This window comes from Vibrio sp. 2130-1 (assembly GCF_033339515.1).
Genome location: NZ_JAWOUT010000001.1, coordinates 494,844 through 511,572 on the forward strand (window position 1 = coordinate 494,844; position 16,729 = coordinate 511,572).

Annotated in this window: 26 protein-coding genes; 14 read left to right on the forward strand and 12 right to left on the reverse strand. The window is 43.6% G+C overall.

Translation table 11 applies throughout. The features are described 5' to 3' along the window. The first annotated feature begins 25 nt into the window (after window positions 1-25). From tyrR to R7Q09_RS02340, 4 genes are read left to right on the forward strand one after another with little or no spacing between them, the layout of a single operon-like run. On the forward strand, window positions 26-1,570 hold the full coding sequence (gene tyrR, locus R7Q09_RS02325) for a transcriptional regulator TyrR (protein WP_005376914.1): 1,545 nt from the start codon (window positions 26-28) through the stop codon (window positions 1,568-1,570). A gap of 36 nt (window positions 1,571-1,606) precedes the next feature. Continuing rightward, on the forward strand, window positions 1,607-2,191 hold the full coding sequence (gene rimJ / locus R7Q09_RS02330; RefSeq protein WP_005376916.1) for a ribosomal protein S5-alanine N-acetyltransferase: 585 nt from the start codon (window positions 1,607-1,609) through the stop codon (window positions 2,189-2,191). Between the two features lies 1 nt (window position 2,192). Beyond that, a complete protein-coding gene (locus R7Q09_RS02335) occupies window positions 2,193-2,780 on the forward strand; it encodes an HD domain-containing protein (protein ID WP_005376917.1) in 588 nt (195 codons plus the stop codon). Window positions 2,781-2,793: 13 nt separating this feature from the next. Then, the gene (locus R7Q09_RS02340) at window positions 2,794-3,267 is read left to right on the forward strand and encodes a DUF2947 domain-containing protein (RefSeq protein ID WP_031781188.1); all 474 of its coding nucleotides are present in this window, start codon (window positions 2,794-2,796) and stop codon (window positions 3,265-3,267) included. A 327-nt stretch (window positions 3,268-3,594) separates the two neighbouring features. Here R7Q09_RS02340 and R7Q09_RS02350 read toward each other — a convergent pair whose 3' ends face one another. From R7Q09_RS02350 to R7Q09_RS02405, 12 genes are all read right to left on the reverse strand, one after another. Then, complete coding sequence (locus R7Q09_RS02350; RefSeq protein WP_140154890.1) at window positions 3,595-4,182, reverse strand: hypothetical protein; 588 nt, start codon at window positions 4,180-4,182, stop codon at window positions 3,595-3,597. Between the two features lie 552 nt (window positions 4,183-4,734). Further along, the gene (locus R7Q09_RS02355; protein ID WP_318071016.1) at window positions 4,735-5,970 is read right to left on the reverse strand and encodes a site-specific integrase; all 1,236 of its coding nucleotides are present in this window, start codon (window positions 5,968-5,970) and stop codon (window positions 4,735-4,737) included. After that, complete coding sequence (xisR, locus tag R7Q09_RS02360) at window positions 5,970-6,200, reverse strand: excisionase family protein (RefSeq protein ID WP_005376928.1); 231 nt, start codon at window positions 6,198-6,200, stop codon at window positions 5,970-5,972. The genes R7Q09_RS02355 and xisR overlap by 1 nt, the downstream gene beginning before the upstream one ends. Before the next feature lie 104 nt (window positions 6,201-6,304). Beyond that, window positions 6,305-6,520, reverse strand: coding sequence for a hypothetical protein (locus tag R7Q09_RS02365; protein WP_140154888.1), 216 nt, complete (start codon window positions 6,518-6,520; stop codon window positions 6,305-6,307). After that, on the reverse strand, window positions 6,513-6,725 hold the full coding sequence (locus R7Q09_RS02370) for a hypothetical protein (RefSeq protein ID WP_140154887.1): 213 nt from the start codon (window positions 6,723-6,725) through the stop codon (window positions 6,513-6,515). The genes R7Q09_RS02365 and R7Q09_RS02370 overlap by 8 nt, the downstream gene beginning before the upstream one ends. Before the next feature lies 1 nt (window position 6,726). Next, window positions 6,727-7,104, reverse strand: coding sequence for a hypothetical protein (locus tag R7Q09_RS02375; RefSeq protein ID WP_140154886.1), 378 nt, complete (start codon window positions 7,102-7,104; stop codon window positions 6,727-6,729). 50 nt (window positions 7,105-7,154) lie between these two features. Beyond that, window positions 7,155-7,973, reverse strand: a complete 819-nt coding sequence (locus R7Q09_RS02380) for a DUF2303 family protein (RefSeq protein ID WP_318071015.1) — start codon at window positions 7,971-7,973, stop codon at window positions 7,155-7,157. 40 nt (window positions 7,974-8,013) lie between these two features. Next, a complete protein-coding gene (locus tag R7Q09_RS02385) occupies window positions 8,014-8,406 on the reverse strand; it encodes a hypothetical protein (protein WP_020335506.1) in 393 nt (130 codons plus the stop codon). Between the two features lie 320 nt (window positions 8,407-8,726). After that, complete coding sequence (locus tag R7Q09_RS02390) at window positions 8,727-9,674, reverse strand: hypothetical protein (RefSeq protein WP_318071341.1); 948 nt, start codon at window positions 9,672-9,674, stop codon at window positions 8,727-8,729. A gap of 41 nt (window positions 9,675-9,715) precedes the next feature. Beyond that, window positions 9,716-10,801 (reverse strand): nucleoid-associated protein, encoded by a 1,086-nt coding sequence (locus tag R7Q09_RS02395; RefSeq protein WP_262636292.1) that lies wholly within the window; start codon window positions 10,799-10,801, stop codon window positions 9,716-9,718. Beyond that, window positions 10,802-11,275: an SLATT domain-containing protein gene (locus tag R7Q09_RS02400; protein ID WP_262636293.1), complete on the reverse strand. Its 474-nt coding sequence runs from the start codon at window positions 11,273-11,275 to the stop codon at window positions 10,802-10,804. A 25-nt stretch (window positions 11,276-11,300) separates the two neighbouring features. Continuing rightward, window positions 11,301-11,918: a helix-turn-helix transcriptional regulator gene (locus tag R7Q09_RS02405; protein ID WP_262636294.1), complete on the reverse strand. Its 618-nt coding sequence runs from the start codon at window positions 11,916-11,918 to the stop codon at window positions 11,301-11,303. A 512-nt stretch (window positions 11,919-12,430) separates the two neighbouring features. Here R7Q09_RS02405 and R7Q09_RS02410 point away from each other — a divergent pair. The 10 genes from R7Q09_RS02410 to R7Q09_RS02455 all read left to right on the forward strand — a co-directional run bounded on the left by R7Q09_RS02410 (window position 12,431) and on the right by R7Q09_RS02455 (window position 16,617). Continuing rightward, window positions 12,431-12,940: a phage regulatory CII family protein gene (locus R7Q09_RS02410; RefSeq protein WP_170890374.1), complete on the forward strand. Its 510-nt coding sequence runs from the start codon at window positions 12,431-12,433 to the stop codon at window positions 12,938-12,940. Next, entirely contained in the window at window positions 12,937-13,128 is a 192-nt protein-coding gene (locus R7Q09_RS02415; RefSeq protein ID WP_020335499.1) for a hypothetical protein, read from the forward strand. Before R7Q09_RS02410 ends, R7Q09_RS02415 begins: the two co-directional genes overlap by 4 nt. Before the next feature lie 32 nt (window positions 13,129-13,160). Beyond that, window positions 13,161-13,322, forward strand: a complete 162-nt coding sequence (locus R7Q09_RS02420; RefSeq protein ID WP_213909671.1) for a hypothetical protein — start codon at window positions 13,161-13,163, stop codon at window positions 13,320-13,322. Beyond that, the gene (locus R7Q09_RS02425; protein ID WP_213909673.1) at window positions 13,309-13,482 is read left to right on the forward strand and encodes a hypothetical protein; all 174 of its coding nucleotides are present in this window, start codon (window positions 13,309-13,311) and stop codon (window positions 13,480-13,482) included. Before R7Q09_RS02420 ends, R7Q09_RS02425 begins: the two co-directional genes overlap by 14 nt. Beyond that, the gene (locus tag R7Q09_RS02430; RefSeq protein ID WP_318071012.1) at window positions 13,482-13,688 is read left to right on the forward strand and encodes a hypothetical protein; all 207 of its coding nucleotides are present in this window, start codon (window positions 13,482-13,484) and stop codon (window positions 13,686-13,688) included. The genes R7Q09_RS02425 and R7Q09_RS02430 overlap by 1 nt, the downstream gene beginning before the upstream one ends. Then, on the forward strand, window positions 13,679-14,665 hold the full coding sequence (locus tag R7Q09_RS02435) for a helix-turn-helix domain-containing protein (protein ID WP_318071011.1): 987 nt from the start codon (window positions 13,679-13,681) through the stop codon (window positions 14,663-14,665). The genes R7Q09_RS02430 and R7Q09_RS02435 overlap by 10 nt, the downstream gene beginning before the upstream one ends. 158 nt (window positions 14,666-14,823) lie before the next feature. Beyond that, window positions 14,824-15,018, forward strand: a complete 195-nt coding sequence (locus tag R7Q09_RS02440) for a hypothetical protein (RefSeq protein ID WP_318071010.1) — start codon at window positions 14,824-14,826, stop codon at window positions 15,016-15,018. Beyond that, window positions 15,015-15,323: a hypothetical protein gene (locus R7Q09_RS02445; RefSeq protein WP_206971327.1), complete on the forward strand. Its 309-nt coding sequence runs from the start codon at window positions 15,015-15,017 to the stop codon at window positions 15,321-15,323. Before R7Q09_RS02440 ends, R7Q09_RS02445 begins: the two co-directional genes overlap by 4 nt. Then, on the forward strand, window positions 15,320-15,625 hold the full coding sequence (locus R7Q09_RS02450) for a DUF4406 domain-containing protein (RefSeq protein ID WP_318071009.1): 306 nt from the start codon (window positions 15,320-15,322) through the stop codon (window positions 15,623-15,625). Before R7Q09_RS02445 ends, R7Q09_RS02450 begins: the two co-directional genes overlap by 4 nt. A gap of 11 nt (window positions 15,626-15,636) precedes the next feature. Next, the gene (locus tag R7Q09_RS02455; RefSeq protein WP_318071007.1) at window positions 15,637-16,617 is read left to right on the forward strand and encodes a DUF968 domain-containing protein; all 981 of its coding nucleotides are present in this window, start codon (window positions 15,637-15,639) and stop codon (window positions 16,615-16,617) included. Window positions 16,618-16,729 lie beyond the last annotated feature (112 nt).

A 16,729-nucleotide genomic window follows, 5' to 3' on the forward strand; every position in this document is an offset into this window, starting at 1 on the left:
ACAGTTGTGAATTGGGATATTTTAAGTGCGTCTTGAAGTCTTATGTGAAGATCGACTCGGCTTGACCCGAGAACTGCTCGATATTTTAGCGTCTAAAAGCATCGACTTGCGTGGTATCGAAATCGATATTAGCGGTATTATCTATTTGAATTGCCCGGATATTGATTTTGATACGTTTAGTGAGCTGATGGCTGAAATCCGCCGTATTCCGGGGGTGAAAGACGTACGTAAAATCCAGTTTATGCCGATGGAGCGCCACAATACGGAGCTGCTCTCGTTAGTTGATAACTTGCCCGATCCGGTTTTTGCCATTGATCTTAAAGGTGCCGTAGACATGGCAAACATGTCTGCACTTTCATTGCTTGGCCTTCACAAGCAAGAAGTGATTGGTACTCAAATCGGTGCTTTGTTACCAAGTGTTCGTTTCTCTCGTTGGTCTGAAGGTGTTAATGGTCGAACGCGGGAAAACCTTGTGATTGATGGCTTGGACTATGTTCTAGAGTTGATGCCCGTTTATATCCGAGACGAAGCGCAAAACTCGACTCTAGCGAGTACTCTAATGACGATTCGCTCTAGTCAGCAAGTTGCCAGAATTGAAGAAGCACTACCGCTGCATAATCCTCTGGGTTTTGAGCACTTTGTTGGTATATCGAACCGTCATAAAGCACTAATGAACCAAGCTAAGAAGCTGTCTGTGCTTGACCAACCATTGTTGATTGAGGGCGAAACGGGGACCGGTAAAGAAATGCTTGCTAAAGCTTGCCACAGTCGTTCTAGCCGTGCGAGCAAGCCATTCCTAGTTTTGAGTTGTGCTTCGATGCCTGACGATGTAGCAGAAACCGAACTTTTTGGTCATGCGCCGGGTTCATTTAATCATGAACAAGGCCACAAAGGCATCTTTGAGCAAGCAAATGGCGGGACGGTATTTCTTGATGAAATCGGTGAAATGAGTTCGCACCTTCAAATCAAGCTGTTACGTTTTCTACAGGATGGTAATTTCCGTCGTGTCGGTGCAGAAGATGAGATGCATGTCGATGTTCGTATCATCGCTTCAACAAAACATAACCTTGCCGAGCTTTCTGAAGCAGGAATGTTCCGTGAAGATTTGTATTATCGCCTCAACGTACTTACGCTCAGCATTCCTCCGTTACGTAAGCGCTCAAACGACGTTGCACCATTGCTTGAGTTGTTCGTCGCGAAACATGCTCAACAGCTTGGGATTGATAAGCCAGAGTTTGATGATGGTCTAGTTGATGCCCTTGCAAATTATCAGTGGCCAGGAAACATGCGCCAGCTGGATAACATGGTTCTTCGAGCGCTCACGGAAATGGATGGTGGTATACTAAACGCGGATCACTTCAATTTACCTCAGCCTCAGTCAGTCGGCGCTGGTAGTGCAACGCTTAACATCGACGGTTCATTGGATGAGATCATGCGTGATTATGAATCTCAAGTTCTGGAACGTTTGTATCAGTCATTCCCATCAAGCCGCAAGCTTGCTAAGCGCTTAAATGTATCGCATACCTCAATCGCTAATAAACTGCGTGATTACGGTATCCGTAAGAATTAATCGAATTGAACGAAAAGACGGAATTAATCATTTGTAATGGAAGATAACAGCTCATCTATCGCCGTTCATAAGTTGGACGGTGACTTGCTTCTTCGTACCGCTGAAATCGGTGACGCAGATATGATTGCCGAATATTTTCAAGCCAACCGAGAATACCTGAAACCGTTTGAACCGAAACGTGAAGAGGCTTTTTTCTCAGTGAACGGTTGGTTGCAAAAGCTTATCAAGCTCAATGAGCTGCATCGAATGGGATTGGGGTATTATTGCCTTTTAGTCAGAGCCTCTTCGGGTGAAATGCTAGGTACGATATCCTTTAGTAGTTTGAGTCGTTTTCCTTTTTATTCTTGTAACGTCGGATATTCTCTCGCTGAAAAAGCGCAAGGGCATGGTTATATGCGTCGTGGATTAACCATGGCTTGCGACTACATGTTTAACGTTCAGAAACTGCATCGTATTCAAGCTGGCTACATGCCTCACAATAAACGCAGTGAAGCTGTGCTAGAGCATGTAGGTTTCAACCGAGAAGGGTATGCAAAAGATTACCTTTTGATTAATGGTGAGTGGCAAGACCACGTTCTAACGTCGCTTATTAATCCGAATTGGCAGCCAGAAGGGCGATAGTATGGAACGATTGGAAAAGCAGTTAGCACTTGTAATCGAGCTCGATAAACTCAAAAGCATTTTGCGCCGGACTCGAGTTAAAAGTGCTGAAGGGCGCCTCGAAAATAGTGGTGAGCATAGTTGGCATGTCGCACTGATGGCAATATTGATGGAAGAGCATGCGAATGCACCTGTTGATATTTGCCGAGTGATGAAAATGTTATTGATACATGACGTAGTAGAGATCGACGCGGGCGATACCTTTGTTTATGATACTGCTGCGTCTCAAGAGCAAGCAGAAAAAGAAATTAGAGCTGCAGAGCGCTTGTTTGGTATGTTACCCAGCGATCAGGAGCAAGAGCTATTGGCGCTTTGGCATGAATTTGAAGCCGCGCAGACCGATGATGCTAAGTATGCAAAAGCACTCGATCGGTTAATTCCAATGCTCTTGAACTACCATAATAATGGTCAGAGTTGGAAGGAACATGGTGTCTCACGCGAACAAGCACTTACCATTAATAAACGAATTGAATTTGGCTCTGTTACCTTATGGGACAAAGCGAAAGAGTTGATTGAAGAAGCCACAGAGAAAGGTTGGCTGAAATCGTAATAAAGGAGACTGAATGTCTTATTTGCCTTTGGATGAATACCAAAGAAAATGGATTTTTACGCATCAGTCGATGCCTGTGCCAGAAGAAGATTTGGCTTTTATTAAGCCGATGAGCCAAGCCCGTTCAGCACAATTTTGGAAAGAAAATATCAGTGCTCAAAGCCCTGATATGGATAGACTTAGTTCCCAAGACTGGCCAATGAATGAGGCGAATTGGTCTGAAACTGTGGATTGGATGGCTGCCTGGGAGTCGGATGATCCTGACATGCCAGCGGAAGTTGAGGCACATATCGATTGGCAAGACGATGTGACCGTTTACTTTTGCTACGAGAAGTACAATGTCATCGAAACGAAATGGTCTATTTTTAAAAAGCACTGGAAGAACTTTCTCTTTTATGACGATGGTCCGATACTAATAGGACGTCGCCGTTCGCAAGCACTTTGGTTTGATTCAAAAGGCAATGTGAAACTCGGTGTTCGTCAATAAAGAGTTATAAAACAAAGCCACCTTTCGAGGTGGCTTTGTTTTTCTAAAGGCTGGATAATGGACTCAACACACCACCAGCCCCGCGCTCGATAACGTGAGTATAGATTTGCGTGGTATATACACCCAAGCTATAAGTGATTGTTTTTACTGGTTGGTATTATGCCCCAACTAAAGTGGGGCGCTGGTGGGACAATTCAGAATTATTTATGGTTATACGGATTAAAGTGCGCGTGTGAAGATTTTAGCATCGAATCAGATTAAGGAACTTGATTTAAAAAAGGCTCCGAAAGGAGCCTTTAATAATAACCAAACTACAAATCGTATAAACTATCTGTGGAAACGAATAGAAAAGTTACGAATAGAATCTGGAATGTTAGTTAAACAATATTGAATGTGAGAACGCATATACGTTTGAATACTGGCATTTTCAGGGCCAATATGTGTGTCATTTTTAACATCATAAATGTACGACTCAAGAAGTGAGTTATCTTCCTCTGGTTTGTTAAACACAAGTAAGTTTTGATACATTAAGGCTTCGTCACTAATTGTTTCATTTTTTTTCTGTTTAGCTACAAAGTTCTCCATTGCGGCAGCAAATGAGCCTGAAACATGTTCCATTTCAGTGACTGTGCTATTCGAGTAAACTTTAGCTAACTGTTTGCTCACTTCTTCGAGCTTTTTCTCAATTGCTTCTTTATTTTTCCGCTCAAGATCTAGGATAGTATCTAAATCTTTAATCTTATCTTCCTGCTTTACATGATTCTTCTCGTGAAGTTCGGAACGCAAGTTACTAAGTATTACGTTTTTTTCTTGTTGGGCCGCATTGTAGCGGGACTCTTTTTTTCTAAAATAAAATACGTAAGTAGCCACAACAATACATGAAAGGCCAAAAAGCTTAATCCAAATATCAATCATCTTGTACCTCCCGCATGCATACTGTAGTAAATGATAAATGATTCATACTCTGCCTGAATCTTACCATATTTTTGCGATTCTCTATAAAAATCACTAGAAAGCCAGCCTAATACAATACAACCTCCAATGAGGCATATCGCGTAAATAAAAGGTAGATCACTTTTGGTGTGTTGCACAGCACTCTGAAGAAAGAGTGAAAACCATCCTGCAGTTGCAACCAGAAACCCAATGCTCAAATTCCTATAATACTCAGCTTTATGAGAACTTAAGAGTTTCTGGACATGCGCTTTTTGTAATGAACTCTCTTCGTTTGTCATCATCTTAATTTATTGAAACTAATATCATTTAAAATGAATGATAACACAATCCCTTATAGTTTGGTGGGATTTACCCCCGTAATACAACACGGGGGTTTACAACGAACACCACTAGAAGAACGGATAAATTTTAGTGGGGGAAAGCCCATGAACAGGATGTGTATGAGTGAAAGGTCTACCAAATAAGGGATAATTCTGTTCAGCACATTGAAATGCACACATAATCCTAATGGCCTTATTTACTTGAAGCCATCATCCCATTTAAGTATTCGATCTGCTCATGTGAGTGTGACTTCATGAATCTGCCGTAAACACGCTCCAACATCATCGTGCTCTTGTGCCCCATCTGTTCCGCGATAAAGGATAGGTTTGCTCCTTTGGTGATCAACCAACAAGCGTAGGTATGCCGAGATTGATATGAGCAGCGATGGCGAATACCTGCTCGTTTAAGTGCGCGTGACCATAGTCGATTGTATGTTGTCGTTTTATAGGTTTCACTTGGCGGTTGGCCATTGCGACGTTCTGGAATAAACACGAATCGAACGCTTTCCTGGCGAAACGTGTTTGAGCCTTTTACTTCCACAAAAATATCTCTTACCGGGCTAAACATAGTCAGCTCTCTTTGAGATTTAAGAGCGAGGAGAGCAGGTTCAAGTAAGTGAATAGTTCGCTCTGACTTCTTATTCTTCGGCGTTGTGAATTTGCGTTCAATCGTGACGTTGCGAGTAACCTCGATCGTACCTTTCTCAAGATCGACGTCTTCCCATGCTAATGCACAGAGCTCACCAGTTCGCATACCCGTGTAAATGGCTAAGGTGAACATATTCCGCTGCTGTAAGTTTGTCGTTGACTCTATTAGCTGGTGGAACTCTTCTAGTTCTAGTGGATCCGGTTCACCAGAGCCACCACTTAGTAACTCAACGTGCAGAAATGGGTTGTCATCGATAAATTTTGATTTCACTGCTAAATCAAAACATCTGCGCATTAGTTTGATCATATTATTGATCGTCTTTGCGCTTCGTGGTCTTCCATTGCGAGTAGGGGAGTCGACCATTAACTTTTGGCACTTTAGCGCATCCATAATCGTGATGGTGGAGATAGTACGTTCCTCACCAACAAACAAGCAGCATGCTCTTGCGGTAGTACTCAATACATAGAGTGACTGTGAGGCCATGGTCGTTTTCTTCAATTGAATATAGTCATCAAACAACTCGCGAACGGTAAGGTTCTTACCACGCTGTTCTGGGGTAGCAAAAAGTTGCGCTTTCTTTGATGTTGGAAAGCGAGATAAGTAATCAAATGTGCCTAATGAAATTTCAGAAAGTATAGATGCGCGTAGATGGCTAGCTTTTTTTAAATTACCTTTGGTGACTTCCCAGCCTTTTAGGGTCTCTCGACAACGCATCTCGCGGTAAGTAAAACTAATGCGGATAGACTTACCGCGGATTTCTACACCTTCAGGTGTGTTCATTATGCAACCCTTTCTCTTGCTGAAAACTCATCAATGGCAACACGGTCATACTTATAGCCTTTACCACCATCACTACTCTTACCGGACGACTTTTTAAAATGAACGCCTTCAATCCAACGAAACTGACGATAGTCTTTGATTTCATTGGTGGACATGCCTGTTAAATCCATTAACAGATCTTCTTTCACCCAACGGCTAGGTTCTAGTTGAATCACCGTAAATGTTCTCATCGGTAAAACCTCCAATAAATAATGAAAACAGAAATCCTGCAATGCCCCCTAACCAAGCGATGGGGCATAGGCGAATTACATAAGATGAACTACTGGCCAAGAAGCTAAAGCAGGTCTACTGATTGCTCGGCAAAGTTGGACATGAACTCGGGTGATAGACTGATGTCACTCGGGAACTCTTTACATACTCCATAACCGTTGGCTTCGTTCTCAGGTTTGATGAAAGTTAGTTGGATGACTTCACGACCTTGAATAAAGCTGAAGTAGGGACCTTTTGCTGTCACCGCGCCCAGTTCGGTTTGGAAAGTTGCATTAGCCATGAGTAAGTTCTCCTTTTACATATTGCAGTACATGTTTAACACAGCATTGAATGGTGTTTGCTTTGTCGTAAGTTCCGTAGTGGTAGTACTGAATGCCACGTTCGATGGCTTCATCCAGCTGGTGGCCAGAGATGCCTTGTGTTTTGAGCTTGTTGATTAAGTGACGTTTAACAAAGTGTTCGTTTGGCTTTTCGTTGTCTGGCATTTCACGCTCTCCACTGCGGTAATAAGACATTTGGCTTGAATGGATGGGCCTTTTTGACAAAGCGGAAGCCTTCACAAGTAGATGCGCCTCTCATAGACGTATTCTTATTTGGCAAGTTGTCTTTCTCGTCCATCGTTAGCTCGTAGTAAGGGTGGAGTGATCTTGGTGCAGACTTAATACCAACGCCCTTACCACGCAGGTAGTAGACGGCTTTGCAAATCAGTTGCGACTTGACCCCTAAATCACTGCTAATCTGATAGGTTGGGTTTTTACCCGGATGTTCCAGCAGGTACCTTCCCACCGCTTTTGATCTTCCACTGCCATTAATGGAATCAATGATGCGTTGCGCCTCGATGTATTTTTCCTTGGTCAGTGCCATGCCCCCTCCGTTAAGAAAACTGGCGGCAACGTTCGTCACCGCCAACATGATTAGCTGAAGAATGAACCAATAAAGGTATCAATCTCGATTTCACCGACTTTGAAACAGTCTTGAAGCTTGGTTTGGAACTCTTCGCCCATCTCTTCTTCGTGCTGTTCCAGCTTTTTAATTCGAAGAATCAGGGTTTCGTTGCCAATGGTGCTCATACGCATCTCAAAAGTGCGTTCTGCTAAGCCTAAGTAGGGAATACAAGTGAACTTGAAGACAGCTGGCATCGGGAACTCTTCTTTTGTGCGAACAGCTATCGACTCGTATTCAGATTGATGGTGGCTGAAGTCATCTACGTTTGATTCACGCCCAGCCTTTGCTTCAAATTTCATATTACGAATAGCGGCAGAGGCCACTGCATTCTCAATAACTTCTCCAGTGGTAGAGAACACCTGAATAAAATCGCTGTAGTCTTCTACCCACTCGGCCAGTTTCTTTTGGCCAAGGCGTTCTTCATTAATGTTTAGAAGGGCGTTAAACGCTGCTGTGCGGCGAAGGATTAAGTTTGCTTGGTGCTTGCAGTGCCCAGGGAAGTTATGAGTACCCAGATCAAAAATAGTCACGGCTGCCATACGTTCAGCGTTGATAAAACACTGATTACCTTCGGTTTGGTATTCTTCGTGATAACGCACAAACTCGTCGATATTTGCCGTCTTCATCGTTCCGCGAAATTGATTGCGGTTTGGCATGTACTTCTCTAAGTCATGCAAATCGAAAGACTCTGGTAAGGCTGCAACAGGGAAGCCTGCTTTTTCTAACTGTTCTAAGAATTGTGGGGCATTCGATGACTCTTGAATCTGTTGGATTGCTGATTTATCCATTTCTGTGTTCTCTCTTTAAAGTGATTGCTGGTGGACTGGGTTAGCCGCGCACTTCGCGAAGCTGACCTTCTTCAATAACGGCTTGGCCGTGGATGTCTTCTTTCGGTCGGTCGTAGGAGAGCTTTCCGCCTTTGCCGACGTAGGCGATAGAGGTGTACTGAAAGTCCTCACTCTTGGAACCAAAGCCAGATTTAGGTTCCTTCACCGACATATTGGCCGTGATTTCTACCATTTCGTTGTTGGTACCCATTGGCTTGAGCTTTAGGTTCAGCTTTACTTCTCCTTGTTTATCGCTGTACGAAACAGCGCGTGAAACGTTAGAGAGTGCAAGGCCAATAACGTTAGAGATGACGCCGCCATCTAGCTCTTGCATCAATTTAGGAAAGTTGGTTGTACGGTCTTCTATGCTTAGGTTGCCTGCTTCTTGGCTCATGATTCGTTCCTCAAGTTTGGTTATCCTCAGCCTAAAACCCTTGCTCTGAAAGGCTTTAGGCTGTGCCCTCAGTAAGGACATTCCCGTTCCCATCCTTGGATAGTCACTTCCTGTCACCGTTTCACTTTTCGTCGTAAGACAGACATAGGCAGAAACGGTCCGGTGCAGTGGTTATTCTTCCCACCAGCTGCTGGGGTAATTCATCTGATATACTTACAATACCTATAGGTAATGGTGTTGGTCAATACCTATGGGTAATTATTTTTGTTGCAGGCACAAAAAAACCGCCCGTAGGCGGTTTCGAAAGAAGTTAGCTAGATTTAAATTTGATCTAGGGATATGCCCAAATCGGTGGCGACGACCTCTATTATTTTTCTATCAAGAGGCCACTCTTTGATTAGCAGGCGACGCTTGCGAATCATCATCCATATTATGAACAGTACGATGCTCTGAGTGTATAGTGGATTGCTCTCTCTAAGAGTAACTATTAATTCGGATAGGTAATGGAATTTAGGCAGAGCATAAAAACTTGAGATTGTCTCGAAAAGATTATCGTCTATTAGTTCTTGATATGTATCTAGTATTGTTAAAGAGGACTTTTGCGCTTGAATACTCTTCAGTTTTGTTAAATCGAAATAGAACTGATCTAACTTCTCTTGAATGTTGTATTTTTCAGATACTCCACAAAAAAGACTTTCATTGACAGATGAAAAGATATCATCAGTAGTCTCAATTAAAGCCATGCTCCTTGCAACTGTGCGGTGCACGCTGGGCTCAACACGCGTTTTTGATTTATAAATGGCATCGTGAGTGAGTTCAGCATAAGCATGTTGTAATAGCGTTCGTACTTGTATCTCACATGGTATACCTTCATTAATCTGTACAGTATTGTGTTCAATGGTTTCTTTTGCTCTAACAACATAGTGAACCGACTGATATGTAAATAAAAGCGGAGCTGCGTTCCGTTCATTATGAAAGTGGCGACACTCTGTGGCTAGCCAGCGTTGTTCGCTTTTAATGATGTCTGAGATCACATCTATGTGGTCTACTAGTAAAACTACAAATCGACAACCGACCTTGTCTTCAATTTCCGTATATGGATCTTTATAGTCTTTTTCAACTCGAAAGAAGGCCTTATCGATTAACGATTGTTCATCCTTAACACGATGCTTAGCTGGCTGTTTTAAAAAGGTGCCTAGCTGTTTCCCTTTGCTCTGAATTTCCTGGCATATTGTAGATACTACAAAGTCGCCCCATGCGTCATACATGGGGCGTTCTAGTTGCCACTTATTCGAAAATTCAATTATATTCATTCTTGAGAAACTATCTGATCCTTAATTATCAGTTTAGTCCAATTTACGGAGTTTCCGTCATCATCTTGTGCAATAGATTCTATTTGTATCAGTTCTTTAAATACTTCTGATGGAGCTACAATTTTAACATTTTTACTAAATGAAAGCTTGCGGTGTTTCAATTTGTTTGAAATGTGTTCAATATCTTTGGTGAAAGATGTGGTTGGCAAGTTTTTATCTTCTAAAAACTCAGTGTATGAGTCTTTTTGTTTATCAGTAAAGTATCGATTCGCAAATTCAGTTGGATTCACGATGCCTGTATTTTCATGTTTTAGATACGTCACTAGAGCATTGTGAAGGTCATTTCTTTTTTCAGGAGGAACATCTAAATCGTTAATGAACTTTGCAGTAGCATCATAGTATTGTTTTGTTGTTCTGGCACCTGACTCAGGATAGCCACAACCTAAAAAGACCGAATAAAAGTAGTGTGCAGCAGCTTTTCCGTCAGTTTTGCTGATCTGAGTGTCGCTGATTGATACATCCCACTTTTTACTTAGATCCGTTTCACTGCTTGGTGTTGAATTTCGGAAAAATCCTGCTGTTTTATAGAGTTTAGTAGCAGGAGTAAGAAGGGCTTCTTCTACGAAATCCAAGCTTATCTCTTGTGTTTTTGGATCTATTTTCTTCTCATAGGCACTGTGAATCTCAGCTTTCATTATACCAATAAACTCTTTTGAGCTAGCTCCGTAGGTGCCCTCAAATACAACGACAACACCTCCTGAAAGGGCTTTACTAGTTTGAGCTTCCGCTAATTTGTCAGCAATGGTGTACGATTGTTCGATAAACTTGTTGTCATCGATGCCTTTTAGGGCGCCGACTAACGAAGGCGCCGCAGTGGCACTTTGATCAAGGATTTGCATTGGAACGGCACGAGACTCTTCACCAAGAGCGCGAATAACTCGTTCTTTAAACGTGTCCATAGCTGCAGGAGCGAACTTAATTAGGTCTGTGCCTTTTGTTGGCGTTACTTTATTACCTTCTGGGTCTCGCTGGTAAATTTGATGTATTGCTATACGCTTTATTTGTAGGTTGAGTAATTGCATTTATTGGCTCACTTCTTCTTGTGGTTTTGCTTCACTAGGGCTTTTAATTGCGGACACAATTTCTCTCCACTCTTCACTACCTTTTTCCCAAATGGTCATATACTGAGCAAATAAATCATCTACGCAAATGTTGCCTGCTTTGGCGATTCTATAATTGAGCTCATTTTGGATTTGATACAGATTTAGAAGGGTAGTTTTCTGCCTGATCCATAACTTTTTATAGTCAAAAAGTGTGCTCCACCCGTTAACTATGGTAAGCAGAGCTCCTAAAAAAAGAGCAAAGTTTTTTTGGTTTTGAGCCATTTCTACTGACAGATCAAGCCCGAGAGTTAAAGTAATAATTGCGCCAAGTGTTACAGAAAGTCCGTTCAAAAAGCTTATTTTTCTTTTTTGACTTTTTACCTTGCATTTTAGAATCAAAATTCGACTATCGACTTCTTGCTTTAAATGCTCAGTTTCGGAACGAATAGACATTAGTTACCTTTTTATTTTTGATTGATTAAAGCATTACCGAATACCAGAACACGCGACCGAGCACGACAATATCTTTCGCTTGTTCCTGTGAGTAGCGTTCTTCGGGGTGTTCTTCTGAGTTATAACTACGGACTCTTAAGCCACCACCTGGTGTCTTGTACAAAATCTTTACTCTGAGCTCACCGGAGTGATTAATGGCGTACATTTTCCCATCCACTACCGTGACACTAGAAGTGTCAATCCCTACGGTTGAACCGTCTGGTAATACGGGTTCCATGCTATTTCCCGTCGCTTTTACACATACAGCACACTCTGGTGGGACGTTGTAACGGCGTAAAGTCGATTTGGCAAAACGCAGTTTAAGGCCGGTATGTTCACGTTCGGCAAATTGGCCGCTACCTGCTGAAAGGCGAATCTCCGCAAAAAATGGCACATCTACCTCATCGTCAGATAGTGGAGTTTTGCGATCCCATGCGTCGATGGTTCCTAAAACTTGGGCATTTGACTCGTTATTTGGGTGTTCTAAAGACGAGTTCAAAGGAGAGTCCAAATACCCTTGGGGTAGTTGAAAGCTGGTTTCGATAACTTGAACCATCTGCTCCGATATACGCTTCTTGGCTTTTTTTCCTTCTGGGTAAAGCATCCTTGACACATAAGAAGGATCGCGATCAATTACTCTGGCGAGTTCTGCAATCTTTCCATTACATCTCTCATCTCTAAGCTTTATTAAGTGTTGTCTTCGGAGTTCGTAACGATCCATGCCTGCGCTGACCTTTAATTTTCCTATCTAAACAGATAGTAACAATCCGCTTACCAATAGGTAAATAACCTATAGGTAATGATTTTTGTTGTGCTCTATGCTTACCTGTGGGTATACTAAATTGCCAATAGTGAGGTAAGCATGGAAAAACTACGAGTGTATTTGAATTCAATTTCAAAGTCTGAACAGGTTGAATTTGCAAATAAGTGCGGAAGTTCAATAGGTTATTTAAGAAAAGCGATTAGTGTTAATCAGCTTCTTAACCCTCTTCTCTGTGTTCAAATAGAACTCAATTCTCACAATGCAGTCACTAGACCAGACCTGAGGCCCGATGATTGGCAGAAGATCTGGCCTGAAATTAACAAATAAATTACCTGAAGGTACGGAGATCACCAATGACCCAATACAAAGACAAGGGGAAATTCCCTCGCTTCTATGAGGGCGTTATTCGTTTTAAGAACCACCATAGCCTACGAGCCATTGCACTAAGGCTTGGCTACTCAGAAGTGGATTACAGTAACCGACTAAAGAAACGCTTTAACACCAATCAACCGGAATCGAAGCTGTTTGTTGATGACGTTATCGCGTTCACCAAAGAGTCTGGTGACTACAGCATGATAGACGGCCTATGCAAAGAGGTCGGGCTGTGTACCCCAATGCCGTTTAACTACAACTCACAGGCAAATCTCAATACCGAGTTTTTGGTTGCTACCAAGGCACTTGGTGAGATGGCCGAGCAACTTAACGTAACCAAGCTTTCTGCCAATGGGGTTAGCCGTTTGTCTTCATCCATTCATACGCTGGTGGCTTCGGCCATGACGATTGGCTATGCCGCAGAGAGCCGCTTTGGTGGTATCAGCATGGCCATGATGTTTGGCGATATGTCTTCGGGAGTCTTGTCATGAATGTGATGGAAACGCTCAACACCATAGAGCAACTGGTGCAGATGTATCGCAGTTCTATTGCACTGGAGCAGAACGCCGCGGTTAAGCAGCAACTGGAAAAGGAAGCACTCAAGGCGATTAACACCAAGAGCCAGAGATATTTGGCACATCTAGAAATGGAAAAGCCCCAACAAGCTGCAACTTGTTAGGGCCGTGAATCAACAAGCAAAGGTGAGATTCAATGGAAAGAGTAACACAACCGCGTGATCGCGCAAAGATTAAGGCCGTCTTAGTTTTTGATAACTACGTCTATTTTTTGGCGACTAAGCAAGGTGATTGGGTGTGGGTAAGCAAGCGAACTGTAAGCCGAATGACACAGGAGCAGGGCTATGGAACTAAGTGAGCGTTTAAAGCAGGTTGATAACCTCCGTCGTGCTGCGATGGGAGACGCCAAGTTTAAGGCGAAAGCCAAGCAGCATGAGGCTGCATTAAAACCAAAATCACGAACTCTGCCAAAGAGTAAGCCACGCAGTTCGTTTGCCGATTGGGCAGGGGGTAAGTGATGCATTTTTCTGCTGCGTATTTTGACTTATCCGGTCAACAGCTCAGCAGTGGGGAGTTCTCCCTGCTGACCAAATCAATAGACACGGCTATTGAAGATGCTATCGCATTAAGTGGTTTTGATGTGGTTTCGTCATCCACCTCGTTTGCTGTGTTGGGTCAAGGTAATAAACGTTTGGTAGTAGGGAAGGCGGAAGCATGTCAGTAAAGGTTATGAGCTACGTTTGGGACATTCCGAGTTTTAAAGGTTCTGATAAGTTGGTGATGCTTTGTCTGGCTGACCATTCAGACGATAGCGGCCTTTGTTGGCCGTCTATCGATACCATTGCTCGTAAATCTGGTGTTTCACCTACCACAGTAAAATCCACGCTTAAGAAACTGGAAAAGGGTGGTTGGCTATTCAAAAAGAACCAATTCAAAAAGGCGGATACAGGTCGTTTAGTCCGTTCGAATAACCAATACCAACTGCCAGTGATGCTGTTGAAAAAGAAAGCAGATGAACAGACAGATTTTGAACAGTCGAATTTCGTCTGTTCAAAAGTCGAACGTTCGAAACTCGAACAGACGAAACAACCGGAGGGGGTAGGTCAAATTCCGGCTGGGGGTAGGTCGGAATCCGGCTATAAACCACCAATAGATCCACCAATAGAACCATCAAGTAAAGATCTTGCTCCGAGCGAGCTCGAAGCCAGCGAGCCTCCGGTAATTTGTTTGCCTACCAATCGCAAAGATCAATTCTACGAAGTCAGCACCACTCAGGTGATGGAATGGAAACAGACCTACCCAGCGGTGAATGTGCTCGATCAGCTGCGCAAAATGAAAGTTTGGAGTGATGCGAATCCTCGTAAGCGCAAGACCCAAGGCGGTATGGTTCGATTCATCACTGCATGGCTAGGCCGTGAGCAAGACAAGGGGCGCTACCTGCCACCAGAAGAGCAGCCTAAGCAAGCCAAATCGGATGGTGACGAGATCAAATCTAAGGTTCGTCAGCTTGAAATGGATATCGACAGCGAGAACCAACACCTCATCCGGGTGATGAGCCACGGCGGGACTGAACAGGCGATTCAAGCCAGTAAGAACAAAATCAAACGTCTATCGGACGAGCGCAGGGAATTGTTAACTCAACTAGCGGAGGTGAATTCAGATGGTGGAGAAGTTAGTTGGAGTGATGGTTTCGCGGCCTAAAGTTTGGGTACCTGCAGAGCTTTGCAAGGAGCTAGGTATTTCTGCTTTGGAGTTAACTCAGTTGATTACCAAGGCTCGCAAGCAGGGGGTGGAAATTAATCGGATGTCGGACACAAGAACCGGTAACACAAACAAGATTTGGATTGTTCAATAGGGGGATGGACGTGCTTAAGATTCGAGTGTTACCCAACAGCAAAGCAGTTGATGCCTTGTGTATTTGTTATGAGAACAAACGGGTTTATACCCATGAGGGCAAACAGTATTTCGTCACTGAGTTGGATGTGGAAGGAAGAGGCCGTTCGACTCGCTTAATGGCAAAACTAGAGCTTGTATTTGGACAGGAGGTGGCATGAGTGCACTAGAGCAAGCCCTTCTTTTCCAAATTAAGGCGATGGGGTTAGCGCTGCCAGAGAAGGAATACCGTTTCCATGAAACACGCCGCTGGCGTTTTGACTTTGCTTACCCAGAGCAACAGCTGGCGGTGGAAGTGGAAGGCGGTACCTGGGCGGGTGGTCGTCACACTCGTGGCAGTGGTTATGAGAAAGATTGCGAGAAATACAACGAAGCAGCATTACGAGGTTGGTCAGTACTCCGATTCACTGGAAGTATGATTAAGAGCGGAAAAGCAGTAGAGACATTAAAGGAAGCATTATCGTGAAGAAGGTTTACATTGCAGGCCCAATGACGGGATTACCAGAGTTTAACAAGCCAGCGTTCTTCGCGATGGAAGATGAGTTAAAACGCCGTGGGTGTATTGTTATGAACCCCGCTATTCTGCCTGATGGTTTTGAGTGGGAAGAGTACATGCATATTTGTATTCCAATGTTGGCCTGTTGTGACACTGTTGTGTTTTTGGATGGTTGGCAGCTTTCGAAAGGAGCTCGTTTGGAATACGACAAAGCGGTTGAGATGGGTAAAAATCTGGTTACCAAGCCGTTACTTGAATCCAAAGTCGCTTAAAGGGAGGGAAGATGCTAAAAGTCAGCTTGGATGTTGTCCCGACACTGAATGCCGCCCTTATTCCGCTAAGCCCAAACAAAGAAGCCATTCAACGTTTGCTGGTGGACGGTAAGATCGGATTAGTTTCTCCTAATCAGCGTTTGGCCACAAAGACCGCCGGAGGGTTCTCTTCGGATGACCTCTCTTTGGTGGCGTTCTTCGCTCATGAAGACGTTCAACTGCTTATCGGTAGTACGGCTAAGTACGTTGATACGATTTCCGAATGCCAGCTCAAGGATGAAGGCTACTGCAATCATAATCTGAAAACTCGAGTAACCGGCGAGGGAGCGATTCGTTTGTGTTGGCATCACGATAATATGGCCGATGACAGTCACCAGGCGTTTTCCATAGCCCGAAAGAATACGGTTCGCCATGGCCTGATGGCTGTCTCTCGCCAGCTGCATGGCGAAGTAAGGCGTATTACAGATGTTGATTTATGCTGGTGGGCCGTTCGCAATGACGTGTATTCGCTTCTTCCGCAGTCTGTTCTCGATCGTCAGTTCAAACGTGAAGAGGGCAGCAAGCGAGTAGGTGTGCTCGGAAACGTGGATACAGATGCTAGGTATGTATTCGAAGGTCAGCACGAGCAACTACAACGTTTGGCCAAGCCAGTTCTAAAACTGGTCATCGATGACGATCCACCAGCGATGTATCTGAGAAAGCCTAAACCAATCCGTTGGGAGAGTGAAAAATACCTTTCGTTCGTCCGAAAGTTGCCTTGCAGAGTATGCGGTAAGACTGCAGGTATTTCTCATCACCTAATCGGCCATGGCGAAGGGAAGATGGGCAGCAAGGCTTCTGACTTGTTCACCATCCCTCTTTGTCATGATCACCACCAAGAGCTACACCGTGATGTGAACACCTGGGAACGTCAACACGGCGATCAGCTCTGGCATGTAAAAGAAACTATTAAGAAAGCGTTAATAGTTGGGGCTGTTTGTATAGATAAATAAGGCGTTATAATTCTGTCTGGATTATGAAGTAAATCACAATTATTTCATGGCTGCAGAAATACTTATTAGGAATGCGTTGCTCACACCTTAATGCGGCGTTAGTCTAACAAAC